The 16938-nt window shown below is 49.8% G+C and carries 20 protein-coding genes; 12 read left to right on the top strand and 8 right to left on the bottom strand.

Going from position 1 to position 16938, the window contains the following annotated elements; all coding sequences use genetic code 11:
- Window positions 1–59: 59 nt before the first annotated feature.
- From D9980_RS07040 to D9980_RS07025, 4 genes are all read left to right on the top strand, one after another.
- A complete protein-coding gene (locus tag D9980_RS07040; protein WP_121606848.1) occupies window positions 60–2615 on the top strand; it encodes a heavy metal translocating P-type ATPase in 2556 nt (851 codons plus the stop codon).
- A 288-nt stretch (window positions 2616–2903) separates the two neighbouring features.
- Window positions 2904–3401, top strand: a complete 498-nt coding sequence (cueR, locus tag D9980_RS07035) for a Cu(I)-responsive transcriptional regulator (RefSeq protein WP_121606847.1) — start codon at window positions 2904–2906, stop codon at window positions 3399–3401.
- 68 nt (window positions 3402–3469) lie between these two features.
- Window positions 3470–3667 (top strand): heavy-metal-associated domain-containing protein, encoded by a 198-nt coding sequence (locus D9980_RS07030; RefSeq protein WP_024486782.1) that lies wholly within the window; start codon window positions 3470–3472, stop codon window positions 3665–3667.
- Window positions 3668–3687: 20 nt separating this feature from the next.
- Window positions 3688–3948, top strand: coding sequence for a YdgH/BhsA/McbA-like domain containing protein (locus D9980_RS07025; RefSeq protein ID WP_121606846.1), 261 nt, complete (start codon window positions 3688–3690; stop codon window positions 3946–3948).
- Window positions 3949–4021: 73 nt separating this feature from the next.
- Here D9980_RS07025 and D9980_RS07020 read toward each other — a convergent pair whose 3' ends face one another.
- Together D9980_RS07020 and D9980_RS07015 are read right to left on the bottom strand one after the other, a co-directional pair.
- Entirely contained in the window at window positions 4022–4558 is a 537-nt protein-coding gene (locus tag D9980_RS07020) for a dihydrofolate reductase family protein (protein ID WP_121606845.1), read from the bottom strand.
- Between the two features lie 128 nt (window positions 4559–4686).
- Entirely contained in the window at window positions 4687–5865 is a 1179-nt protein-coding gene (locus D9980_RS07015; RefSeq protein ID WP_121606844.1) for a hypothetical protein, read from the bottom strand.
- 130 nt (window positions 5866–5995) lie between these two features.
- Between D9980_RS07015 and D9980_RS07010 the strand changes: the two genes are divergently transcribed.
- From D9980_RS07010 to D9980_RS07000, 3 genes are all read left to right on the top strand, one after another.
- Window positions 5996–6367, top strand: a complete 372-nt coding sequence (locus D9980_RS07010; protein ID WP_065684937.1) for a DUF1801 domain-containing protein — start codon at window positions 5996–5998, stop codon at window positions 6365–6367.
- A gap of 291 nt (window positions 6368–6658) precedes the next feature.
- On the top strand, window positions 6659–7171 hold the full coding sequence (locus D9980_RS07005; protein ID WP_237733968.1) for a hypothetical protein: 513 nt from the start codon (window positions 6659–6661) through the stop codon (window positions 7169–7171).
- Window positions 7172–7336: 165 nt separating this feature from the next.
- Window positions 7337–8227 carry a hypothetical protein gene (locus D9980_RS07000; RefSeq protein WP_370454331.1) on the top strand — a complete coding sequence of 297 codons (891 nt, stop codon included), beginning with the start codon at window positions 7337–7339 and terminating at the stop codon, window positions 8225–8227.
- Window positions 8228–8298: 71 nt separating this feature from the next.
- Here D9980_RS07000 and D9980_RS06995 read toward each other — a convergent pair whose 3' ends face one another.
- Entirely contained in the window at window positions 8299–8820 is a 522-nt protein-coding gene (locus D9980_RS06995; protein WP_121606843.1) for a DUF4240 domain-containing protein, read from the bottom strand.
- A gap of 354 nt (window positions 8821–9174) precedes the next feature.
- Between D9980_RS06995 and D9980_RS06990 the strand changes: the two genes are divergently transcribed.
- From D9980_RS06990 to D9980_RS06980, 3 genes are all read left to right on the top strand, one after another.
- Complete coding sequence (locus tag D9980_RS06990) at window positions 9175–9879, top strand: cytoplasmic protein (protein ID WP_121606842.1); 705 nt, start codon at window positions 9175–9177, stop codon at window positions 9877–9879.
- A 97-nt stretch (window positions 9880–9976) separates the two neighbouring features.
- Entirely contained in the window at window positions 9977–10804 is an 828-nt protein-coding gene (locus tag D9980_RS06985; RefSeq protein ID WP_121606841.1) for a haloacid dehalogenase-like hydrolase, read from the top strand.
- A gap of 434 nt (window positions 10805–11238) precedes the next feature.
- Window positions 11239–11751, top strand: coding sequence for a GrpB family protein (locus D9980_RS06980; protein ID WP_121606840.1), 513 nt, complete (start codon window positions 11239–11241; stop codon window positions 11749–11751).
- Window positions 11752–11820: 69 nt separating this feature from the next.
- Here the strand turns inward: D9980_RS06980 and D9980_RS06975 are convergent, their stop codons facing one another.
- The 3 genes from D9980_RS06975 to D9980_RS06965 are packed head-to-tail and all read right to left on the bottom strand — an operon-like array spanning window position 11821 to window position 13945.
- Window positions 11821–12867 carry an FAD-binding oxidoreductase gene (locus tag D9980_RS06975; RefSeq protein ID WP_121606839.1) on the bottom strand — a complete coding sequence of 349 codons (1047 nt, stop codon included), beginning with the start codon at window positions 12865–12867 and terminating at the stop codon, window positions 11821–11823.
- A 59-nt stretch (window positions 12868–12926) separates the two neighbouring features.
- Complete coding sequence (locus D9980_RS06970) at window positions 12927–13481, bottom strand: GNAT family N-acetyltransferase (RefSeq protein ID WP_121606838.1); 555 nt, start codon at window positions 13479–13481, stop codon at window positions 12927–12929.
- Between the two features lie 59 nt (window positions 13482–13540).
- Window positions 13541–13945: an NUDIX domain-containing protein gene (locus D9980_RS06965; protein ID WP_121606837.1), complete on the bottom strand. Its 405-nt coding sequence runs from the start codon at window positions 13943–13945 to the stop codon at window positions 13541–13543.
- Between the two features lie 148 nt (window positions 13946–14093).
- Between D9980_RS06965 and D9980_RS06960 the strand changes: the two genes are divergently transcribed.
- Window positions 14094–14477: a VOC family protein gene (locus D9980_RS06960; protein WP_121606836.1), complete on the top strand. Its 384-nt coding sequence runs from the start codon at window positions 14094–14096 to the stop codon at window positions 14475–14477.
- Window positions 14478–14807: 330 nt separating this feature from the next.
- Here the strand turns inward: D9980_RS06960 and D9980_RS06955 are convergent, their stop codons facing one another.
- Entirely contained in the window at window positions 14808–15128 is a 321-nt protein-coding gene (locus tag D9980_RS06955) for a hypothetical protein (protein ID WP_071683541.1), read from the bottom strand.
- 328 nt (window positions 15129–15456) lie between these two features.
- Window positions 15457–16155, bottom strand: a complete 699-nt coding sequence (locus D9980_RS06950; RefSeq protein WP_121606835.1) for an RluA family pseudouridine synthase — start codon at window positions 16153–16155, stop codon at window positions 15457–15459.
- Window positions 16156–16250: 95 nt separating this feature from the next.
- Here D9980_RS06950 and D9980_RS06945 point away from each other — a divergent pair, with 95 nt between their 5' ends.
- On the top strand, window positions 16251–16868 hold the full coding sequence (locus D9980_RS06945; RefSeq protein WP_121606834.1) for a histidine phosphatase family protein: 618 nt from the start codon (window positions 16251–16253) through the stop codon (window positions 16866–16868).
- The last annotated feature ends 70 nt before the right edge of the window (window positions 16869–16938 follow it).

The raw sequence follows: 16938 nt of genomic DNA, 5'->3' as shown, positions 1-16938 counted from the left end.
CCTTCCCCTGGTGGGAAGGTTTAAGCTTTTTGTTACCGAAACTTCCCAGGAGTAGAGCCATGGCTTCCGTTTCCCTCCCATCAGGTTCCAATCAAGCGGCTCGTCTGAGCCTGCCGGTCGAAGGAATGACCTGTGCATCGTGCGTTGGCCGTGTCGAGCGCGCACTAAAAGCCGTTCCCGGCGTGCAAACGGCCATGGTCAATCTTGCCACTGAGCGGGCAGATGTCACCTTTAGCGGCGTGGCCGATCCACAAGCAGCAGTTAGTGCTATCGAGAGCGCCGGTTACGCCGTCCGTGAAGAGACTACCGAACTGGCGATAGAAGAGATGACCTGCGCATCCTGCGTCGGAAGAGTTGAGAAGGCGCTGACACAACTTCCAGGCGTCCTCTCTGCCAGCGTCAACCTGGCGACCGAGCGTGCGCGGGTACGGCACCTCGCCGGGGTTATCTCCACCGCTGACCTTGAAGCGGCGGTTGTGCAGGCGGGTTACAAGGCCCGCCGTTTGTCTGCCGAAACGCCGAATGTAAACGATCAGGATACTGAACGCCGCGAAAACGAAGCGCGCGGCTTACGCCGCTCTTTGCTGATAGCGGGCATTCTCACTTTGCCGGTCTTTATCCTTGAGATGGGCTCGCACCTAATTCCTCCTATGCACCATTGGGTGCAGGGCGTGTTGGGTGAACAGACGAGCTGGTATATACAGTTTGTGCTCGCCACCCTGGTGCTGTTCGGCCCGGGCCTGCGCTTTTTCCGCAAGGGCATCCCGGCGTTGTTGCGCGGGGCTCCCGATATGAACTCGCTGGTGTCGGTGGGTACGGCAGCGGCCTACGGCTATTCGGTGGTGGCGACATTCATTCCCGAGGTGCTGCCTAAGGGAACCGCTAACGTTTACTTCGAAGCCGCCGCGGTCATCGTGACCTTGATCCTGCTTGGGCGCACATTGGAAGCTCGCGCCAAGGGGCGAACGTCGCAGGCCATCAAACGACTGGTCGGGCTTCAGGCCAAGACCGCGCGCGTTGAACGCAACGGCGATACCGTTGAGATCCCGCTCGATCAGGTGACCACCGGTGATGTGGTGTTCGTTCGTCCAGGGGAGAAGATCCCTGTCGATGGCGAAGTCGTCGAGGGGGCATCTTATGTGGATGAGAGCATGATCACCGGCGAGCCGTTACCCGTATCGAAGGGCGTAGGCGCTGCCGTTGTGGGTGGCACCATCAACAAGACCGGTGCTTTCAGCTTCCGCGTCACCAAGGTTGGGGCCAATACCGTGCTGGCGCAGATCATCCGCCTGGTTGAGGAAGCGCAAGGCTCCAAGCTACCGATCCAGGCGCTGGTCGATAAGGTGACCATGTGGTTCGTCCCGGCAGTGATGGCTGCCGCCGCGCTGACGTTCCTGGTCTGGCTGATCTTCGGCCCGGATCCGGCGCTGACCTTTGCGTTGGTGAATGCGGTGGCGGTGCTGATTATCGCTTGCCCATGCGCCATGGGGCTGGCTACGCCGACATCAATTATGGTCGGTACCGGGCGCGCCGCTGAACTTGGCGTGTTGTTCCGTAAAGGGGAAGCCTTGCAGGCGCTGCGTGACGTGAGCGTTATCGCCCTCGACAAGACCGGCACCTTGACCAAAGGACGCCCAGAACTCACCGATCTCGTTCCCGCTAAAGGTTTTGAGTACAGCGAAGTGCTGGCTCTGGTTGCGGCGGTTGAAACCCGCTCTGAGCACCCGATCGCCGAAGCGATTGTGCTGGCCGCCAAACAGCAGGGCATCATGCTGGCCACCATTGAAGGCTTCGACGCCGTGCCGGGTTTTGGTGTAACGGCCAAAGTTGATGGCAGGGTGGTCTCCGTCGGTGCAGACCGGTTCATGACGCAGCTTGGCCTCGATGTAGCAAGCTTCAAGTCTGCCGCCCAGCGCCTGGGCGAACAGGGTAAGAGTCCGCTCTATGCCGCTATTGACGGTCGCCTAGCGGCGGTGATTGCGGTTGCCGATCCGATCAAGGAAACCACGCCTGAGGCTATTAAGGCGCTGCACGCGTTGGGCCTCAAAGTGGCGATGATCACCGGCGACAATGCGGCAACAGCGGCGGCGATCGCCAAACAGCTCGGTATTGATGAAGTTGCGGCAGAGGTGTTGCCCGACGGCAAGGTTGCAGCGCTGAAAAAGTTCCGGGTCAATGGCGCGCGAGTGGCCTTTGTGGGGGACGGTATCAACGACGCCCCGGCGCTGGCGGAAGCGGACGTTGGGCTGGCTATCGGTACCGGTACGGATGTGGCTATCGAGGTGGCCGACGTGGTGCTGATGTCTGGCGACCTGCGCGGGGTGCCGAACGCTATCGCACTCAGCCAGGCTACGATCCGCAATATCAAACAGAACCTGTTCTGGGCCTTTGCCTACAACGCGGTGCTGATCCCGGTGGCGGCGGGCGCGCTTTATCCATTGAACGGCACTTTGCTTTCGCCGATCTTCGCGGCGGCGGCGATGGCGCTCTCCAGCGTCTTTGTACTCGGCAACGCGCTGCGGCTTAAGCGCTTCCAGGCTCCGATGACGGTTGAGGCCTCTAGCAGAACGGCGGAAAGCGGGGCGGAGATTATCCCCATCACCGCAAGTAAATGACCGATGTCGGGCCATGGTGATACCCCTCACCCTAACCCTCTCCCACAGGGAGAGGGGACCGTTCGAGCTCGCTATCAATGGCAGAAGATCACCTGGCCTACACGTGAAAATATTCCCATATCTGTTCCCTGTGCTTGGGAGCAGGATAGAGAGCCAGAAATGGCTCACCACACCTGACCGCAGCTCCGTATCAGCTCCCTCTCCTTGGGGAGAGGGTTGGGGTGAGGGAGACCAGCGAGCTTAACCAGTAACAATAACGCTAACTGTAGCCCTATGAAGGAGTGAACGATGAATATCGGTCAAGCAGCCAAATCCTCCGGCGTTTCAGCCAAAATGATCCGCTACTACGAACAGATCGGTTTGATCCCCAAGGCCATACGCTCGGATGCGGGCTACCGCCATTACAGCTCTTCGGACGTACATAGCCTGCGCTTTATCCGCCGCTCACGCGACCTTGGGTTTTCTGTTGAGCAGATCTCGGCGCTGTTGGTGCTGTGGAACGATCGGGACCGCGCCAGCGCCGACGTCAAAGAAATGGCGCTTTCCCACGTCGCGCGGCTAAAAGCCAAGATCGCCGAACTGCAGGCGATGGCAGAAACCCTCGAGTTCCTGGCCGATCACTGCCATGGTAATGACCGCCCAGACTGCCCGATCCTGGCTGATTTAGCCGAACCAACCACAGCGACGACAGTGCCAAATAAGGCACCAAAGTTCGGTGTTGCATCCGGTGTGCTAAAACGCGGGGAAAAGGGGTTTGCCGTTGTAACGAAAGAGAAAATTTTGTAGAAAAACCTTTGACCTTGCCACGCTGGCAAACCTCATAGTGATCTGACACCAACCCGATGGAGATTAATATGCATCATTTCACTGTTCCCAATATGACCTGCGGCGGCTGCGCTAAATCCGTCACCAAGGCGCTACTGAGCGTTGACCCACAGGCCCGTATCGAAACCAACCCGGCGGCAGGTGAGGTAAAGGTCGACAGCACTTTGGCAGCAAGCGAGTTACTTGCGGTACTTGGCAAAGCGGGTTACCCGGCCCGACATATCTGAATAGCAAAGGAGATCCTGGTATGAAACCTGTCAAAATGGTCATCGCCGCACTCGCGTTGGCAACGCTTTCTTTCTCTGTCATGGCGGCCACGCTGGTTGATGTTGCGCCTGCCAATCAACAGAAAATCGGCGTGATTAGCGCCTGTTCAAGCAGCAACAGCCTGAGCAGCCTCCAGCGTGAACTGGAGAATAAGGCTAAAGCAGCCGGGGCAAGTGCCTATCGCATTATCAGCGCTTCCGGCAACAACCGTATGTGCGGTACGGCCGAGATTTACCACTGATTGTTGTCACTAGAGAAGCCGCTTGATGCGGCTTCTCTATCCTGCCTTTTTATTCCACGCTGACTAATCGCAACTATTTTCTTATAGTTAACACGCTTTCTAACGCACCGCTTTGTAAAAACCTGTTCGTCACAGGTGTCACAACCACACTACGGTTGACGGGTAGGATCTTGATCCCTTCACCCAGAAATACGGGAATGGTTGTGATATATAATTGGTCTAACTCCCCAGCATCGGCGAAAAATGCAGCGGACTTACCCCCTCCAACGACCCAAACATCCTTACCTTTTGCCGCCAGTTTTGCATGCCTGGCAATATCATTAGCATTCCCACTAACTTTACTTATACCTGTGCCTTGCGGTATTGCCAGATCCTGACTTGTCAAAATGAACGCCGGAATATCTTTATAAGGCCAGTCGCCATGGGCATTTTCCATTATCCAGCTGTAGGTTTTGCCTCCCATAATCACCGCGCCAATACTCTGGTAGAAATCATCATAAGGTGTAGCATCATCGCCTAAAATAAAATTAGTCAGCCAGTCAAGCTCATGATCCTGGGTGGCAATGTAGCCATCCATAGATGCTGCAACATAATAAATTAACTTCGACATTCTATATCCTTGATTTGCTAAGCGGGCGCAGCATGCAGCGCCCCTACGTTTTGAGCCTGTTGGGTGTTGTCAGCAGTCTTGCGACTTGCGCTTCTTCGGCGAACTTCACCACTTTTTCATCAGGCGTATTAGGATGCAGGCAGGGCTGGATTCTGGGCAACCTCTTGCCTCAACGCCTCAAATGGGCACTGGCTGAATAAGTGGAGGATCGCTACTGGAGTCAAAGGGTTGAGTGCCAGCGAACGGTTAAACTGGAACAGGCTGCTGGCAGTGTCGTACAAATTGGTTTCAGAAGCCGGAAATTGAGAATAACCAAAGGTGCGGAACGGCGGCGTTTTATCGCGCACTTGAGGACACCTAACCGCGAGTTGTTCCACCCAACGAGAAAAGATTGACCAATCTATGATGTTATCTTCCGCCAGTGCTGCCATACCGGCAAAGCACTCCTCGGTAAACACGTAGGGATGCAGCGCCAGCTTTTGCCATACGAGTCGGGCGCCTGTGCTCGGATTTGGATTAAGGAAAAACTGCCGGTTATGAGCCAGCCTGCTCAGGACAAACAGATCCATCGATTGGCTAAGCTGGGTCAATATATGGCTGGATATGGCGCGTTCCGCCATTTCACCTCTGACCCAGACATTGACGTCGTCCAGTAGCTCCATCATCAACGCTTCATCTTCATGATAGCGAGAAACCAGCCGGCACCTGACCAAATGAGAAGGATCTTTGGTCAGTGACTGCAACAGGGCCTGAGAAGGATTAACCAGCCGGAAAATCATATTTTCACGCACGGTTTCATCCGGATGATAAATAGCAATATTTGCCCAGCACGCTGGCCAGCCTGGGTTGTTATCCAGCTTATCGAGGATCGGGCCAATCGGATCCATAAAATAGTCGGAGTAAACTTTGTTCGCAGCACAGTCTTGATCCGCTATCGATGCCATAGGCCGGCTGACAAGCCCCTCAATCAGCGCAGGAAAGCCTGAGGTTAACGCCTCCCATGCCAAAGTTTCGCTGACATACTCCCAAGGCTGCCAACGCCAGACCAACTCTGGCCATATCATGCAGGGGACAATAAATGGCTGCTTGCTTTGCTGCGCCACCTGGATTTTCAGTTCCAGCGAAAGCGCAGGCAGCATATCAAGCAAGGTCTGCGTGGTGGTGTCCTTCGAGTTAGCGACGGCTTTTAAAAAACGATCCGGGAACGCCGCCCAGCCGTGTTCAATCAGCAGGGCCGAAAAATTAGGCGTATTGAGGAGCTTACTGACGGTGTTACTGCGGGCTTGGCTTAAGTCTGAGATGTCCATGGATCGCTGCTTTTGATTATTCCTTCAGTGGGGGAATACTATCCGATTCGCGGTACGCTGGATAGGCTGCACCAGCCGCGGGAAGATGACTAAACTGAGTGCTAGGTTACATTGTGCCTGGAGAATTTTGATGGATGCCTCTTTACAGATTGACCAACTTATCGCAGCGCTGACCGACTGGCGTGGGAAGACCTTGGCGGAGATCCGTAAGTGCATTGTTGCGGCTGATTCGGAAATCATTGAGGAATGGAAGTGGAGAGGGAGCCCGGTGTGGTCACATCACGGCATTATCGCGGTCGCTAATGCCCATAAAGCAAAGGTAAAGCTAACCTTTTACCACGGCGCCAGCCTGGTAGATGCCGATAAGCTGTTTAACGCTGGCCTGGATGGTAACGCGTGGCGGGCGATTGATTTCTTTGCAGAGGATACGGTGGATTCAAAAGCCTTAACGGCTCTGGTGCAGGAGGCGGTTGAGTTTAATCTGCGTAAGAAGGTGAGGTAACCCAAATTCGTGATGCCATTGAGGCAAAAGACATTCATTGTGTAGCCAAAACGCGCGGAATTGATTTTTATCAACAGTATAAAGAATGTACTACTGTTAATAGATGTTATCAGTGATAGAAGAAGCTTGGCATGGCTAAACCCTCGTTCTCCCGTTTGATGGCCATGTGCCTGCTGGGCATTACCGGGCCGATCGTTACTGAGAGAAAAGCGTACAGGACAACTACGCGGTATCTGCCAAGGGGAGAGGGCTCTCAAAAAATCACCACGCATATTAAAAGAGGTCATTTAAATGCTCAATAAGTCAGTGGCTATTGTATGTTTGTTAACAGTGGTGCCCGCATGTGTCGCAGGTGAAATAAATTTATACTCTATTAACACCGGCTCCTTTGTGTATCATATGATAAACAATGAGGGACAATACACGGAGAACTTTGATAACAAATTTTTCTCCGTAGAACGAAAGTTTTCTGAGGATTCAAAATATAGTATTTTGGTTGGCACAATGAAAAACAGTTTCAATGACCGCTGTATCGCACTGGGTTTGAGAAGAGACTGGATGTCTAATGACTCTGGATGGGTTTTTAAGGGTGTTTACGGATATGTTGGTGAGTTCTTTTTTGATGCTTTCAGTCAGTGTGGTAATGACGGCTCATATAAAAAGTTCAAGGATACTACCGGCGTGGGTTTCTCTCCCTATATCTATCATGCAGTTCAATACAACTTTACCAGCTACTTTGGAGTGGAAAGTGGTATTATTCTTCCCTCGATATTTGTCGTTAGCGCACAATGGAGTTTCAGGTAGTTTTCAGAGGCAGGCTTTGCATGTATGCAAACTCGTGCTCTGTGCCAAGAGCCAGGCATCACACGGCAAACCGAACCTTCAAAAAGGGATAATCTCGTGACCATACGCATTAGGCTCACTGTCGCAATAACATTGCTTACTGCGACACTGCCCGTATTAGCTAAAATGCCAGAAAACTTTGTCTATACCAGCTCCGGCGATCTTGAAGCGGCGTCAGTCATTATGGCGCGTAGCGACATTGGTGGTGCGCAGATCGTTTACAATTGGCGCTCACTCGAACCCGAGAAGAACAAATACAACTTTTCGCAGATTGAGCAGGATCTGGCTCGTCTCAAGGGAGCCAAGAAAAAACTTTTCATCCAGATCCAGGATCGGTTTTTCGAACAGAATGCCCGATACGTTCCTGATTATCTGATGAATGATGCCAGGTACGGTGGTGGGATATCGCCACAATTTGACAATCCTGGCGAAGGAAAGCCGATTGGCTCGGGTTGGGTGGCACAGCAGTGGGATCCTGCTGTACGCCAACGTTATCAGGCTCTGTTGGCAGCGCTTGCAGAGCGTTTCGATGGCCGAGTCTATGGTGTGAACTTACCCGAAACAGCCATTGACCTTGACGAGAAAAGGCCACCCAAGGGATTTACCTGCGATAACTATTTCGCAGGCGAAATGGATAATCTCACCTTTGCGCGCAAGGTGTTCACCAAGTCACATGTGGTGCAATATGTAAATTTCTGGCCGTGCGAATGGAACAACGACCACAATTACATGGGGCGACTATTTGAGTTCGCCAGTGCCAATAATATTGGGCTTGGCGGTCCAGATATTGTTCCCAACCGCAAAGCGCAAATGAAGAACTCATATCCGTTCTTCAACAAATACAAAAATAAGCTGGCACTCGTTGCCATGGCTGTGCAGGAGCCGACCTTGACCTACAGAAACCCCAATACGGGCAAGCCATTTAGCAAGGATGAGTTTGTACAATTCGCAGAAGACTATCTCGGTGCAGATATCATTTTCTGGAGCACGACGTCCCCCTGGTTGGCGAAGAAATAAACCCTCATCGGAATCACAGCGTAGGGGCGCTGCATGCTGCGCCCGTCAGAATAATCAATGGGTTATTAAGATTACCAGTACATCGCAAATAAGCGTGGGCAAAGTTTTTCCAGTGTTCCCTCATCATCTTCCCAGGCTGTACCCGTTGGTTCACTCGGGAACTTAATGGTTTTAAAGGAGGTTTGCTCAAATAACGCTTTTTCGTATTCAGGATGGAGCTCTTCAATGATTCGGCCTACCAGGTACGAGTAGCCTTCATGTTGTCCTTCCTCTTCGCCATCCACAATATCGGCCAGTGAGTCAGGATTTTTCAGTGCGGCTTCATACACGCTTTGGCCACGCGAGATCAGCCAGTCTCTGAAATCCATAAACCCATCATCGGAACATCCGCCACCCATGATGTAGGCCGCAGCCCATAAATCCCATCTGTAGGCTTGATTATGCAGTTCCGTGAAGCGCTTTTTAAATGCAATGAGCTCTTCTGGCGAAAGCTGACGCAGTGCGCTATCCAGCGCCTGCATATTCTCTGCTAGATCTTCAATCATTGCTGTTCTGGCCTGATCAATGAGTTGCCAGAAGACTTCATCATTCATTCGTTATCTTCCTTATAACGTGCCCCGCAGATTGCGGTGGTTTGGGACGAGTGGGGGATGATATCAGCGCAACCATCAAAATCCACGGCTTAAGATTTCCCCGACTTGGCGGGCGGCTGGGGAGGGACTCGCTTTGAGGCTAAGCATCACGTGCAAATGAAGCGATTGTGAAACCTTCGTAAACAATAAATTTGTGATAGCTCATTGTTTTCAACCTTGACGCTTGATTTTCCATGCATTAATGGCAATCTTGACTCATTAGTAACATTGCTGGATTGGAAGCCGCATGCAGGGTGCTGTGATCTGAGGGCGGTAGCGTGTGCGATTAAGAGATATGCGTTACGGTTGTGGCTAATGTATGACCTTTTCGACCAGTGCCAGAGCAAAAAACAGGCCATGAGTTCAGTAAAAACACCCGAATTTTTAACACCAATGGAGAAGGCATTTATGGACGAAGATATAGAGTATAACGTCGTGTGGGATGAGGAAGAGGCTGAGTTCCTTAATGAACTGGCAGTGGTCATACTTAAAGACAAATATTCTTTGTGGCCTGACTTGTTAGCCAAAATCAGCGAGGATCCTGCTAGTTTTGAAAATGAAGAGATTGATACATACGGCATTTTTGAAATCATCGAGGATGAGGGCGGCGAACTGAGAAATGGCAACCTGATGGAAATTTTTCTCCGTGTTCTCTCGGGAGAAGACCTCATTGCATATGTCGATTGGAAGTGTGAAGACGAAGAAGGCCAACTAGCACGGTTTGCAGCTAAGCGAGTTAGATCGTTAACAAAGAATGAGGATTTAGCGGCAGCGTTGGAAGCTCAGCTTTTACACTCGACACAATATGATGAAATAGAGAAAGCCTGTGAAGAGGGAGATCGTTATCTTGATGAGATCTTTGAGAGAGTTCAGCAGGCGCTAAATGAGCAGGGTTTTGAGATCGCCAATCTTAATACTGGGACAGATTCATATAATGTGTTTGTTGCTACGATGGAAGGTTACGAGCGGATTGCTAATATCGACAACTCATTACTGACGGTGCAAAATTTTCTTAGCTAATGGCTAACACTAAAACAAGTTAACTTCTGATTTTAAGTAATTACCACCAATAAATTCAGATATTAATTCTACATTGATATTTATTTAAGGACAGTAAATGAAGTGTGCTTTAATTTATGATTTTGATGGAACCCTAGCTGAAGGTGATTGTGCGCAACATGGGCTTATGCCTGCACTAGGTATTAACATGACTGACTTCTGGGACGAAGTTAAACAACGCGCAAAGAGTGATGATGGTGATGAAATTCTATCTTACCTAGGGTTGCTTGCCGAAAAAACAAACGCACTCAATTCTGATGAATTGAGCGAAAGTAACTTAATCAAACATGGAGGGGCCATACCTTTATTCTCTGGAGTGGACACCTGGTTCGACAGAATTAATAATTATGCAAAAAAACATGGATTGGAACTTAATCATTATATAATCTCCAGCGGGTTGGATGCAATGATTAGAGGAACAGTTATTGGAGATAAATTTCGTAAAATTTACGCTTGCAAATATCATTACTCTCCCGACGGCAAAAAAGCGACATGGGCAGCGCAAGCAATAAATTACACGACAAAAACTCAGTTTTTGTTCAGGATAAACAAGGGAATAGACAACTCGTGGGATAATGCTGCTGTAAATAAGTTTATAGAGCCAGAATTACGCGAGATTCCTTTTCAGAACATGATATTTTTCGGCGACGGTGATACGGATATTCCATCTATGAAAATGGTCAGATACCAAGGTGGTTTCTCCTTAGCAGTATTCGATCAGAAAAAGTGGAAGAGTGTCGCTACACAAGAAAAGGTAGAAAAATTGATAGCTGAAGAGAGAGCCAATTATGTGGTGCCAGCCATATATGATGAGGGTAGTCAACTCGATGTGACAGTTAAAGGATTACTGCAATTATTCAAAAGAAAAAATCAATCTTTCGGATAATTCTCTAACATATTTTTTATAACTATAATCTGGGTGATTAAGATGACTACAGAAAATGCTATAGATTTAGCTCGTAAAAAAGAAAGTTAACTGATTGAAAAATTAGAAGAAGCTTATATACTCTCTTTTCAAGGATAGGATGAACCGAAGTAGTTCACCATTAAACCTATCGCCTATCGAGCGTGTGCTAAACTGATGTAATGGAAATCAAGATAGAATTCAGAAACTAGCAGGTGCAGTATCGGCATACACTTCCTTAGACAAAGAATCACTTCCGCGAGAAAATCCAAATAAAATGGCTCTCCGCCGACATATTACACTACTTTTAGATACTGCAAAAAATAAACCTACTATCATAGAAACTATTTTCTCAAGAACTTTTCCTAGTAGCTGGTCAGGATCACTTTCCAATATTCTTGAAAGAAGGAGTGAATATGCGAAAAGTGACTCTTGTTGCTTACGATGAGCAGTGGCCTGACCTATTTGAAACCGAAAGCTCTCTGTTGCAGTTAGCACTTGGGAAGGTGATCTCGCGGATTCACCACGTTGGCAGCACGTCGGTACCGGGTTTGGCTGCTAAACCAGTCATAGATATATTGCTGGAGGTTGTGAGTCTGAATGAGTTGGATAGCTTAAAAGCTGCAATGGAACGAGCCGGATATACTGCGCGTGGTGAAAATGGTATCCCAAATCGCCGGTATTTTACCAAGGGCGGGGATCAACGTAGTCACCAAGTCCATGCTTTCGCTTTAGGCGATGCGCAAATCGTAAAGCATCTGGCATTCCGTGATTACTTGATAAAAAACAAGAAAGCAGCAGAACAGTATGCCGAGGTAAAACGTGCTGCGTTGCTAGCAAGTGAAAACGATAATCATCGCTATAGCGCCTTTAAGGCGGACTTCATTGAACATCATCTTCGTCTGGCGCTAATGGACCAAGCACAATAGAAAGAGCAGCCCACCAGAATGTTATGTCTAATCGTTTTAAATACTGAAGGTTTCAGATGTTATCTGAATTTAGCCATGAGTCGTTAAACGAGTAGGTCGATAGCTGTCAGGAATTCCCGGGTTTTTACCGATGGTCAGTTCTTCACTCACCATCCTTCCGACCGTTGCCGCGCAGGTTACGCCCGGGTGCATGACCGCCACGTAAATGCCCGTTATATCATCAATAAACCCCATGACAGGATGTCCGTCCTGCGGTATAGGACGTTGTCCTACCGACTGCTTGAGAAGATAGGCCGATGCCGTTCCTTGTAGCCTGCTTTTTATCGCCGTGAGGTTTTCAGATGCCACGGCTTCAGCATCACCCGTAACCGGATAATCCTCGGCCGCCAGAAGATCCCCGTTAAATGCATGGCGAACTTCAATGTCATCGCCGGATATTAGGGTATTCACAACGTGCTTTGTCACGCGGTAACGGAGGAGAATGGCTGGCGAAGCCACGATCGGGAGCGAAATCCCTATCATGCTCAGCAACGAAGTTATACCCGTCCCGCAGGCCAGAATGACACAATCCGCGTCTAATATGCCTTCCGCTGTTTCGATGCCAATTATTCTATTTCCCTCTTTCCTAAATCCGGTGACGAGCGTCTGTGTTCTCAACTCCGCGCCAAGACAGCAGGCCTTATCCAGCAGGGTTCGGGTGGCCTCTGCCGGATCCATTGCGCCATCCTGACCGGCATAATGCGCCCGTGAAGGTGGGGCATTCATCGCTGGTTCCAGCCGGGATATATCAGACTGCTGAAGCATTTTCGACTCATCTTGTTCGCAAGGCGAATCGGCCCCGTAACTTAGCGCACCAACCCAACGTATACAAAGCTCCGGAATTTCTTTTTCTAACCTGTGCCAGTCTTCCGCCGACGCTCGGCGAAGAAGTGCATCCGGGGCATCGTCACTCACAGTGGTGTGGATCCAGCCAAAAGCGCTGCCGGTGGCACCAGAAGCTGGTTGCGCTCGATCGATAATGGTTACTTTTATTCCGCGGCTGGCCAAATGATAAGCGATTGAGGCCCCTATAATCCCCGCGCCCACAATAATCATACTTTTTTTAGTGGAACACATACCGTTTCCTCGCATAAAAGGGCCCAGGCATTAGCAAAATCCGCCGTAACCCCTCGACATTAGTTTTGTGGCCATTCTTGCTTCAGTAGCGCGTAAATCAGTTCATCGCCCCATTGACCATCAAAGCGATCGTTCTGTCGTAAATGTGCTTCTTTGCGCATACCCAAGCGTTCGACCACGCCGATAGAACCGCGATTGGCTGCATCAAGCCGGGCAAAAATGCGGTGGAAACCCACTTCGGTGAATCCACGTTCCAGCACAGAACGTACAGCTTCTGCCGCATAGCCTTTACCGGCATAAACCGGGTTGAAGATATAACCGATTTCTCCTTGTAGCGCCGCGCTGCTGGCCAGTTTGATCAACACTTCACCAATGAGTTCGCCGCTATCCTGCAATGTGACGGCACAATAAAAAGTGTCACCATCTTCACTGAAACGTGAGGTTACGGCCTTTGCCAACCGGTTTTCCATTTGTGCCTGCTCTGGCGGTGGAGCATACAAGTAGCGGTAGACTTCAGGCAGGCGATGGTAAGCCGCATAGGCGAGGAGATCGTCAGGGGTAAAACGGCGAAGACGCAAACGCTCGGTGGAGAATGGCAGGGTAATCGAATGCAAGAAATTATCCTTTTCTAATGTGTTGTTATGGTGAAGGGATCAATACTACCAATGACCCGTTAACGTTCCAGCATAGAAAGAATATGATTTTTGGTAAGCGGAGCCAGTTGCACCGGCTGGTTGCTAGAAGGTTCAAACCATATCACTTCTTCGATTTCTGCCGCGGGCAGAAAGTGGGTCTCTTCAGTGCTGACTCTGAACATGTCAGCAATCAGCATATGTCCAGGCTCATTGGCTGCGAGATCCGTAAACCGCCCTAGTGGGATCATCTCATCAGGGTTGAAGGAGGCATTCAGTTCCTCTTTCAATTCACGTGCAAGTGCCACCTCCGGCCGCTCACCGGATTCAATTTTTCCACCCGGTTGCATAAACCACTCCGTGTTGCGTTTTCTGACCAGAAGGACCCGGCCAGCCTGATCGGTGATGACGGCCGCAGCTATATGAATTTGCTTACTCTCTGACATTCTGAATCCCGTTGTTTGGTAGAAAAGCACCCCGCGCGAAGGCATCAAATGTACCAGAGTGGGGAGGGTGATTCCTAGCCTAGTCAGGCAAAGCAGATCCTCTAACCTGTGCTACGCTCTGGTCTACAAAATCTTGAAGTGGAACTACATGATGACTACACCTGCTGCCAGCTTTCAGTCCAGTTCATTTGTGATTGCAGTTCGCGATCTCAAAACAAGCTCTGCGTATTTTAGCGATGTCCTGGGATTTGACTTGGCATGGCCGGAGGGGATGGGCTGGCAACTAGCCACCAGGGGATGCGTGCGTATCATGTTAGGTCATTCACCGGATGCTATGTCACCCGCAGATACGGGCGATCACAACTATTTTGCCTATCTGTATGTCGATGATGCCCAGGCTATTTATGAAGAGTTTGTAAGCAAGGGGGCGGTCATACTGGCTCCCCCTGTTGATAAACCGCATGGCATGCGTGAATTTACCTTAGGGACTCCCGAGGGTCACAGAATGATGGTTGGCCAGGATCTCGATTAGCCTGTGTTTACCCGCTGTGATCCTAGGAAGAAACAGGGCGTTTTATACTTAATCTGACACTTTCTGCCTTGGGTTGTATAAGATCTGACCGTCCACTCAGTGCCAGGAGCGGACGTTACTCATAGCTCAAGCAAACCGCTCCCTTAGCCCTTAATGAAGAATGGAGGGATTGGTATTAATAGGTGAATATCGGAAGGTCTCTAACAGGGAAAGGGCCGTTTTTAGGGGATAACTATATTGCCACCTAGTCACCATAAGAATATGCACAGAGAGAGCATATTTCACAACAGCTCTCTCAGTTTTATGCAAAGTAATAAAACTTGGGAATATTTAAACGCATTTGAACGTCAGGCGAGCAACGCCATTAACAAGTAAGTGTGTATCAATATCAGTTTTGACTTCACTCATGGATTTATTTTGTACCCTACAAAAATCAGAAGCCTTTTTAGTTGCAGTGCCAATAGCTCCTTGTATACGACCTGCAGCAGGAGCTGCTTCTACCTCAGTGAGATAGTCCCCATTATCCAGTTTTTTGACATCAGACTGATATGTCAAACCCAGGCCTTGAAACTGTGTTTTATCATTTTGCACAGCGCAACCGCTTAAAAAAGCACCAATTAAAATAGTGGTAGCAATTATTGATGTTTTCATGTGAAGAGTAATCCTTATGTATTTGGTTAGCCTCTATTCTACAAGCTGGAATGAAACATTAATTAAACCAATTGCTATTTATAGATTTGCATAAGGTTATCGTATTGAATATTTGGAGAAATAAATCACACTAACCGACAAACAAGAACGTCAGGTGATCTGCTCCACATGATTCAAGACACATCGATGTAAGTATGCATTCCTAACTTCCGCTCCTCGCTCTTAGCCTACATGGTTTTCCCCAGTGGCTGGAAACGAACTTTGCAAGCACTACGTTGAATTAATCAACGGAGTGCAGGTCACAACACCACGATAGATACTTTCACTTTCAGAACGGGCAGGCATTACTGGCTTTGATCAACTCTTCACTAATAGGGTGAACAAAATGCAACTCACTGGCATGCAGCATCAGCCGCGGTGTCCGTTCGGTGCCTGGCAGCAGGAGACCGCCATACAGATCGCAGCCCAAAATAGGGTGTCCCAACTGCTGGCAGTGAATACGCAATTGATGGGTGCGCCCGGTCTCCGGGGTTAGTTCTACACGCGTCAAAGGCAATAAAGTCCCGTCTTCCAACTCGTGATAAAAGCGTTCAACAACACGATAGTGGGAGCGAGCGGGTTTGCCGTGGATTGAGCAAATCGACATTAGTGGGAACAGCGCCGGGTCCTTGGCAATCGCAGCGTCTATCACACCGTTGTTGTCGTTCAGGTGTCCGCAGAGCAGTGCACTGTAAACTTTGGTCACGGTGCGCTGGCTGAACTGCTGGCAGAGGGCGGCGTTGATAGCCTTATTGCGTGCAACCACCATCAGCCCGGAAGTACCGAAATCAAGGCGATGGGCGAGGGTGCAGCCGGGGAATATCTTTACCAGCCGATGATGTACCGAATCGAGATTTTGCGGATTCTTCCCCGAAAGGCTGAGCAGTCCGGCGGGCTTATTGATAAGCACCAGGTGATCGTCCTGATAGAGGATCTCTATCTCGTCATGGCACGGCGGGGCAATAAAAGTATCGAAAATCGTAGACATCAGGCTGCCGGATGGAGAGTGGATGTGGATAATAGCGAATTTTAAGCTGGCTGGCGAATCTGGCCGTTAGCCTGATGGAACAACGGTAATTTTTGATGAAAGTGATACTTGTTCGACACGCGCAAACGGAATGGAATCAGCGCGGTATTATTCAGGGGCATATGGATAGTCCTGTGACTAAACGAGGTGTGCTCGAGACATCAGCGTTACTTGAAGCGTTAACGGAGGCAGCTTACCCTACAGACTGTGTCTACGCATCGCCACTTGGTCGTGCCTGGCATATGGGTCAGGCACTAGCGGATCGTTTTCTCTGCCCGTTGGTTGCGGAACCCGGGCTGAAAGAGCAGGCATTCGGTCACTATGAAGGGATGACACGGGAGCAAATACAATCTGACTATCCCAGTGAAGCAGAGTCGCTATTTGCGCGAGATGCGCAGTTTTGTCCCCCTGGCGGCGAGTCGCTGACGCAGGCTTCTCAGCGAGTTATCAATTTCTTGCACAACCAACAAGCGGTGTCTCCACACCAGACAATATGCATTGTATCTCATGGCCAAGTCAGTCAGGGCGTTCTAGCCTTGCTCAAAGAGGGAAGAATCGACAATTTTCCCCGTTATGCTCAACCGAACGCGAGCTACTCTGTTTTAGACCTGGTTGGGGATAAATGCGTCTCTCTGCGATGGGGGATCGCGACACATTTACTTAAGCTGTTGTGATTCGTCATCATCAATCATTAAGACCGGGAAAGGGCACCCGGTCACGATGTCGATACTCCGTAAATTATCG

Origin of the sequence: Serratia sp. 3ACOL1, assembly GCF_003668775.1 — a bacterium.
GTDB lineage: Bacteria > Pseudomonadota > Gammaproteobacteria > Enterobacterales > Enterobacteriaceae > Chania > Chania fonticola.
The sequence above is the reverse complement of the archived record's forward strand: the minus strand, read 5'-3'. Positions and strand labels throughout refer to the sequence as shown.

Coding starts and splice junctions, on each gene's coding strand:
- D9980_RS07040 (WP_121606848.1), top strand. CDS start 60: ATGGCTTCCGTTTCCCTCCCATCAGGTTCCAATCAAGCGGCTCGTCTG.
- cueR (WP_121606847.1), top strand. CDS start 2,904: ATGAATATCGGTCAAGCAGCCAAATCCTCCGGCGTTTCAGCCAAAATG.
- D9980_RS07030 (WP_024486782.1), top strand. CDS start 3,470: ATGCATCATTTCACTGTTCCCAATATGACCTGCGGCGGCTGCGCTAAA.
- D9980_RS07025 (WP_121606846.1), top strand. CDS start 3,688: ATGAAACCTGTCAAAATGGTCATCGCCGCACTCGCGTTGGCAACGCTT.
- D9980_RS07020 (WP_121606845.1), bottom strand. CDS start 4,558: ATGTCGAAGTTAATTTATTATGTTGCAGCATCTATGGATGGCTACATT.
- D9980_RS07015 (WP_121606844.1), bottom strand. CDS start 5,865: ATGGACATCTCAGACTTAAGCCAAGCCCGCAGTAACACCGTCAGTAAG.
- D9980_RS07010 (WP_065684937.1), top strand. CDS start 5,996: ATGGATGCCTCTTTACAGATTGACCAACTTATCGCAGCGCTGACCGAC.
- D9980_RS07005 (WP_237733968.1), top strand. CDS start 6,659: ATGCTCAATAAGTCAGTGGCTATTGTATGTTTGTTAACAGTGGTGCCC.
- D9980_RS07000 (WP_370454331.1), top strand. CDS start 7,337: ATGCCAGAAAACTTTGTCTATACCAGCTCCGGCGATCTTGAAGCGGCG.
- D9980_RS06995 (WP_121606843.1), bottom strand. CDS start 8,820: ATGAATGATGAAGTCTTCTGGCAACTCATTGATCAGGCCAGAACAGCA.
- D9980_RS06990 (WP_121606842.1), top strand. CDS start 9,175: ATGTATGACCTTTTCGACCAGTGCCAGAGCAAAAAACAGGCCATGAGT.
- D9980_RS06985 (WP_121606841.1), top strand. CDS start 9,977: ATGAAGTGTGCTTTAATTTATGATTTTGATGGAACCCTAGCTGAAGGT.
- D9980_RS06980 (WP_121606840.1), top strand. CDS start 11,239: ATGCGAAAAGTGACTCTTGTTGCTTACGATGAGCAGTGGCCTGACCTA.
- D9980_RS06975 (WP_121606839.1), bottom strand. CDS start 12,867: ATGTGTTCCACTAAAAAAAGTATGATTATTGTGGGCGCGGGGATTATA.
- D9980_RS06965 (WP_121606837.1), bottom strand. CDS start 13,945: ATGTCAGAGAGTAAGCAAATTCATATAGCTGCGGCCGTCATCACCGAT.
- D9980_RS06960 (WP_121606836.1), top strand. CDS start 14,094: ATGATGACTACACCTGCTGCCAGCTTTCAGTCCAGTTCATTTGTGATT.
- D9980_RS06955 (WP_071683541.1), bottom strand. CDS start 15,128: ATGAAAACATCAATAATTGCTACCACTATTTTAATTGGTGCTTTTTTA.
- D9980_RS06950 (WP_121606835.1), bottom strand. CDS start 16,155: ATGTCTACGATTTTCGATACTTTTATTGCCCCGCCGTGCCATGACGAG.
- D9980_RS06945 (WP_121606834.1), top strand. CDS start 16,251: ATGAAAGTGATACTTGTTCGACACGCGCAAACGGAATGGAATCAGCGC.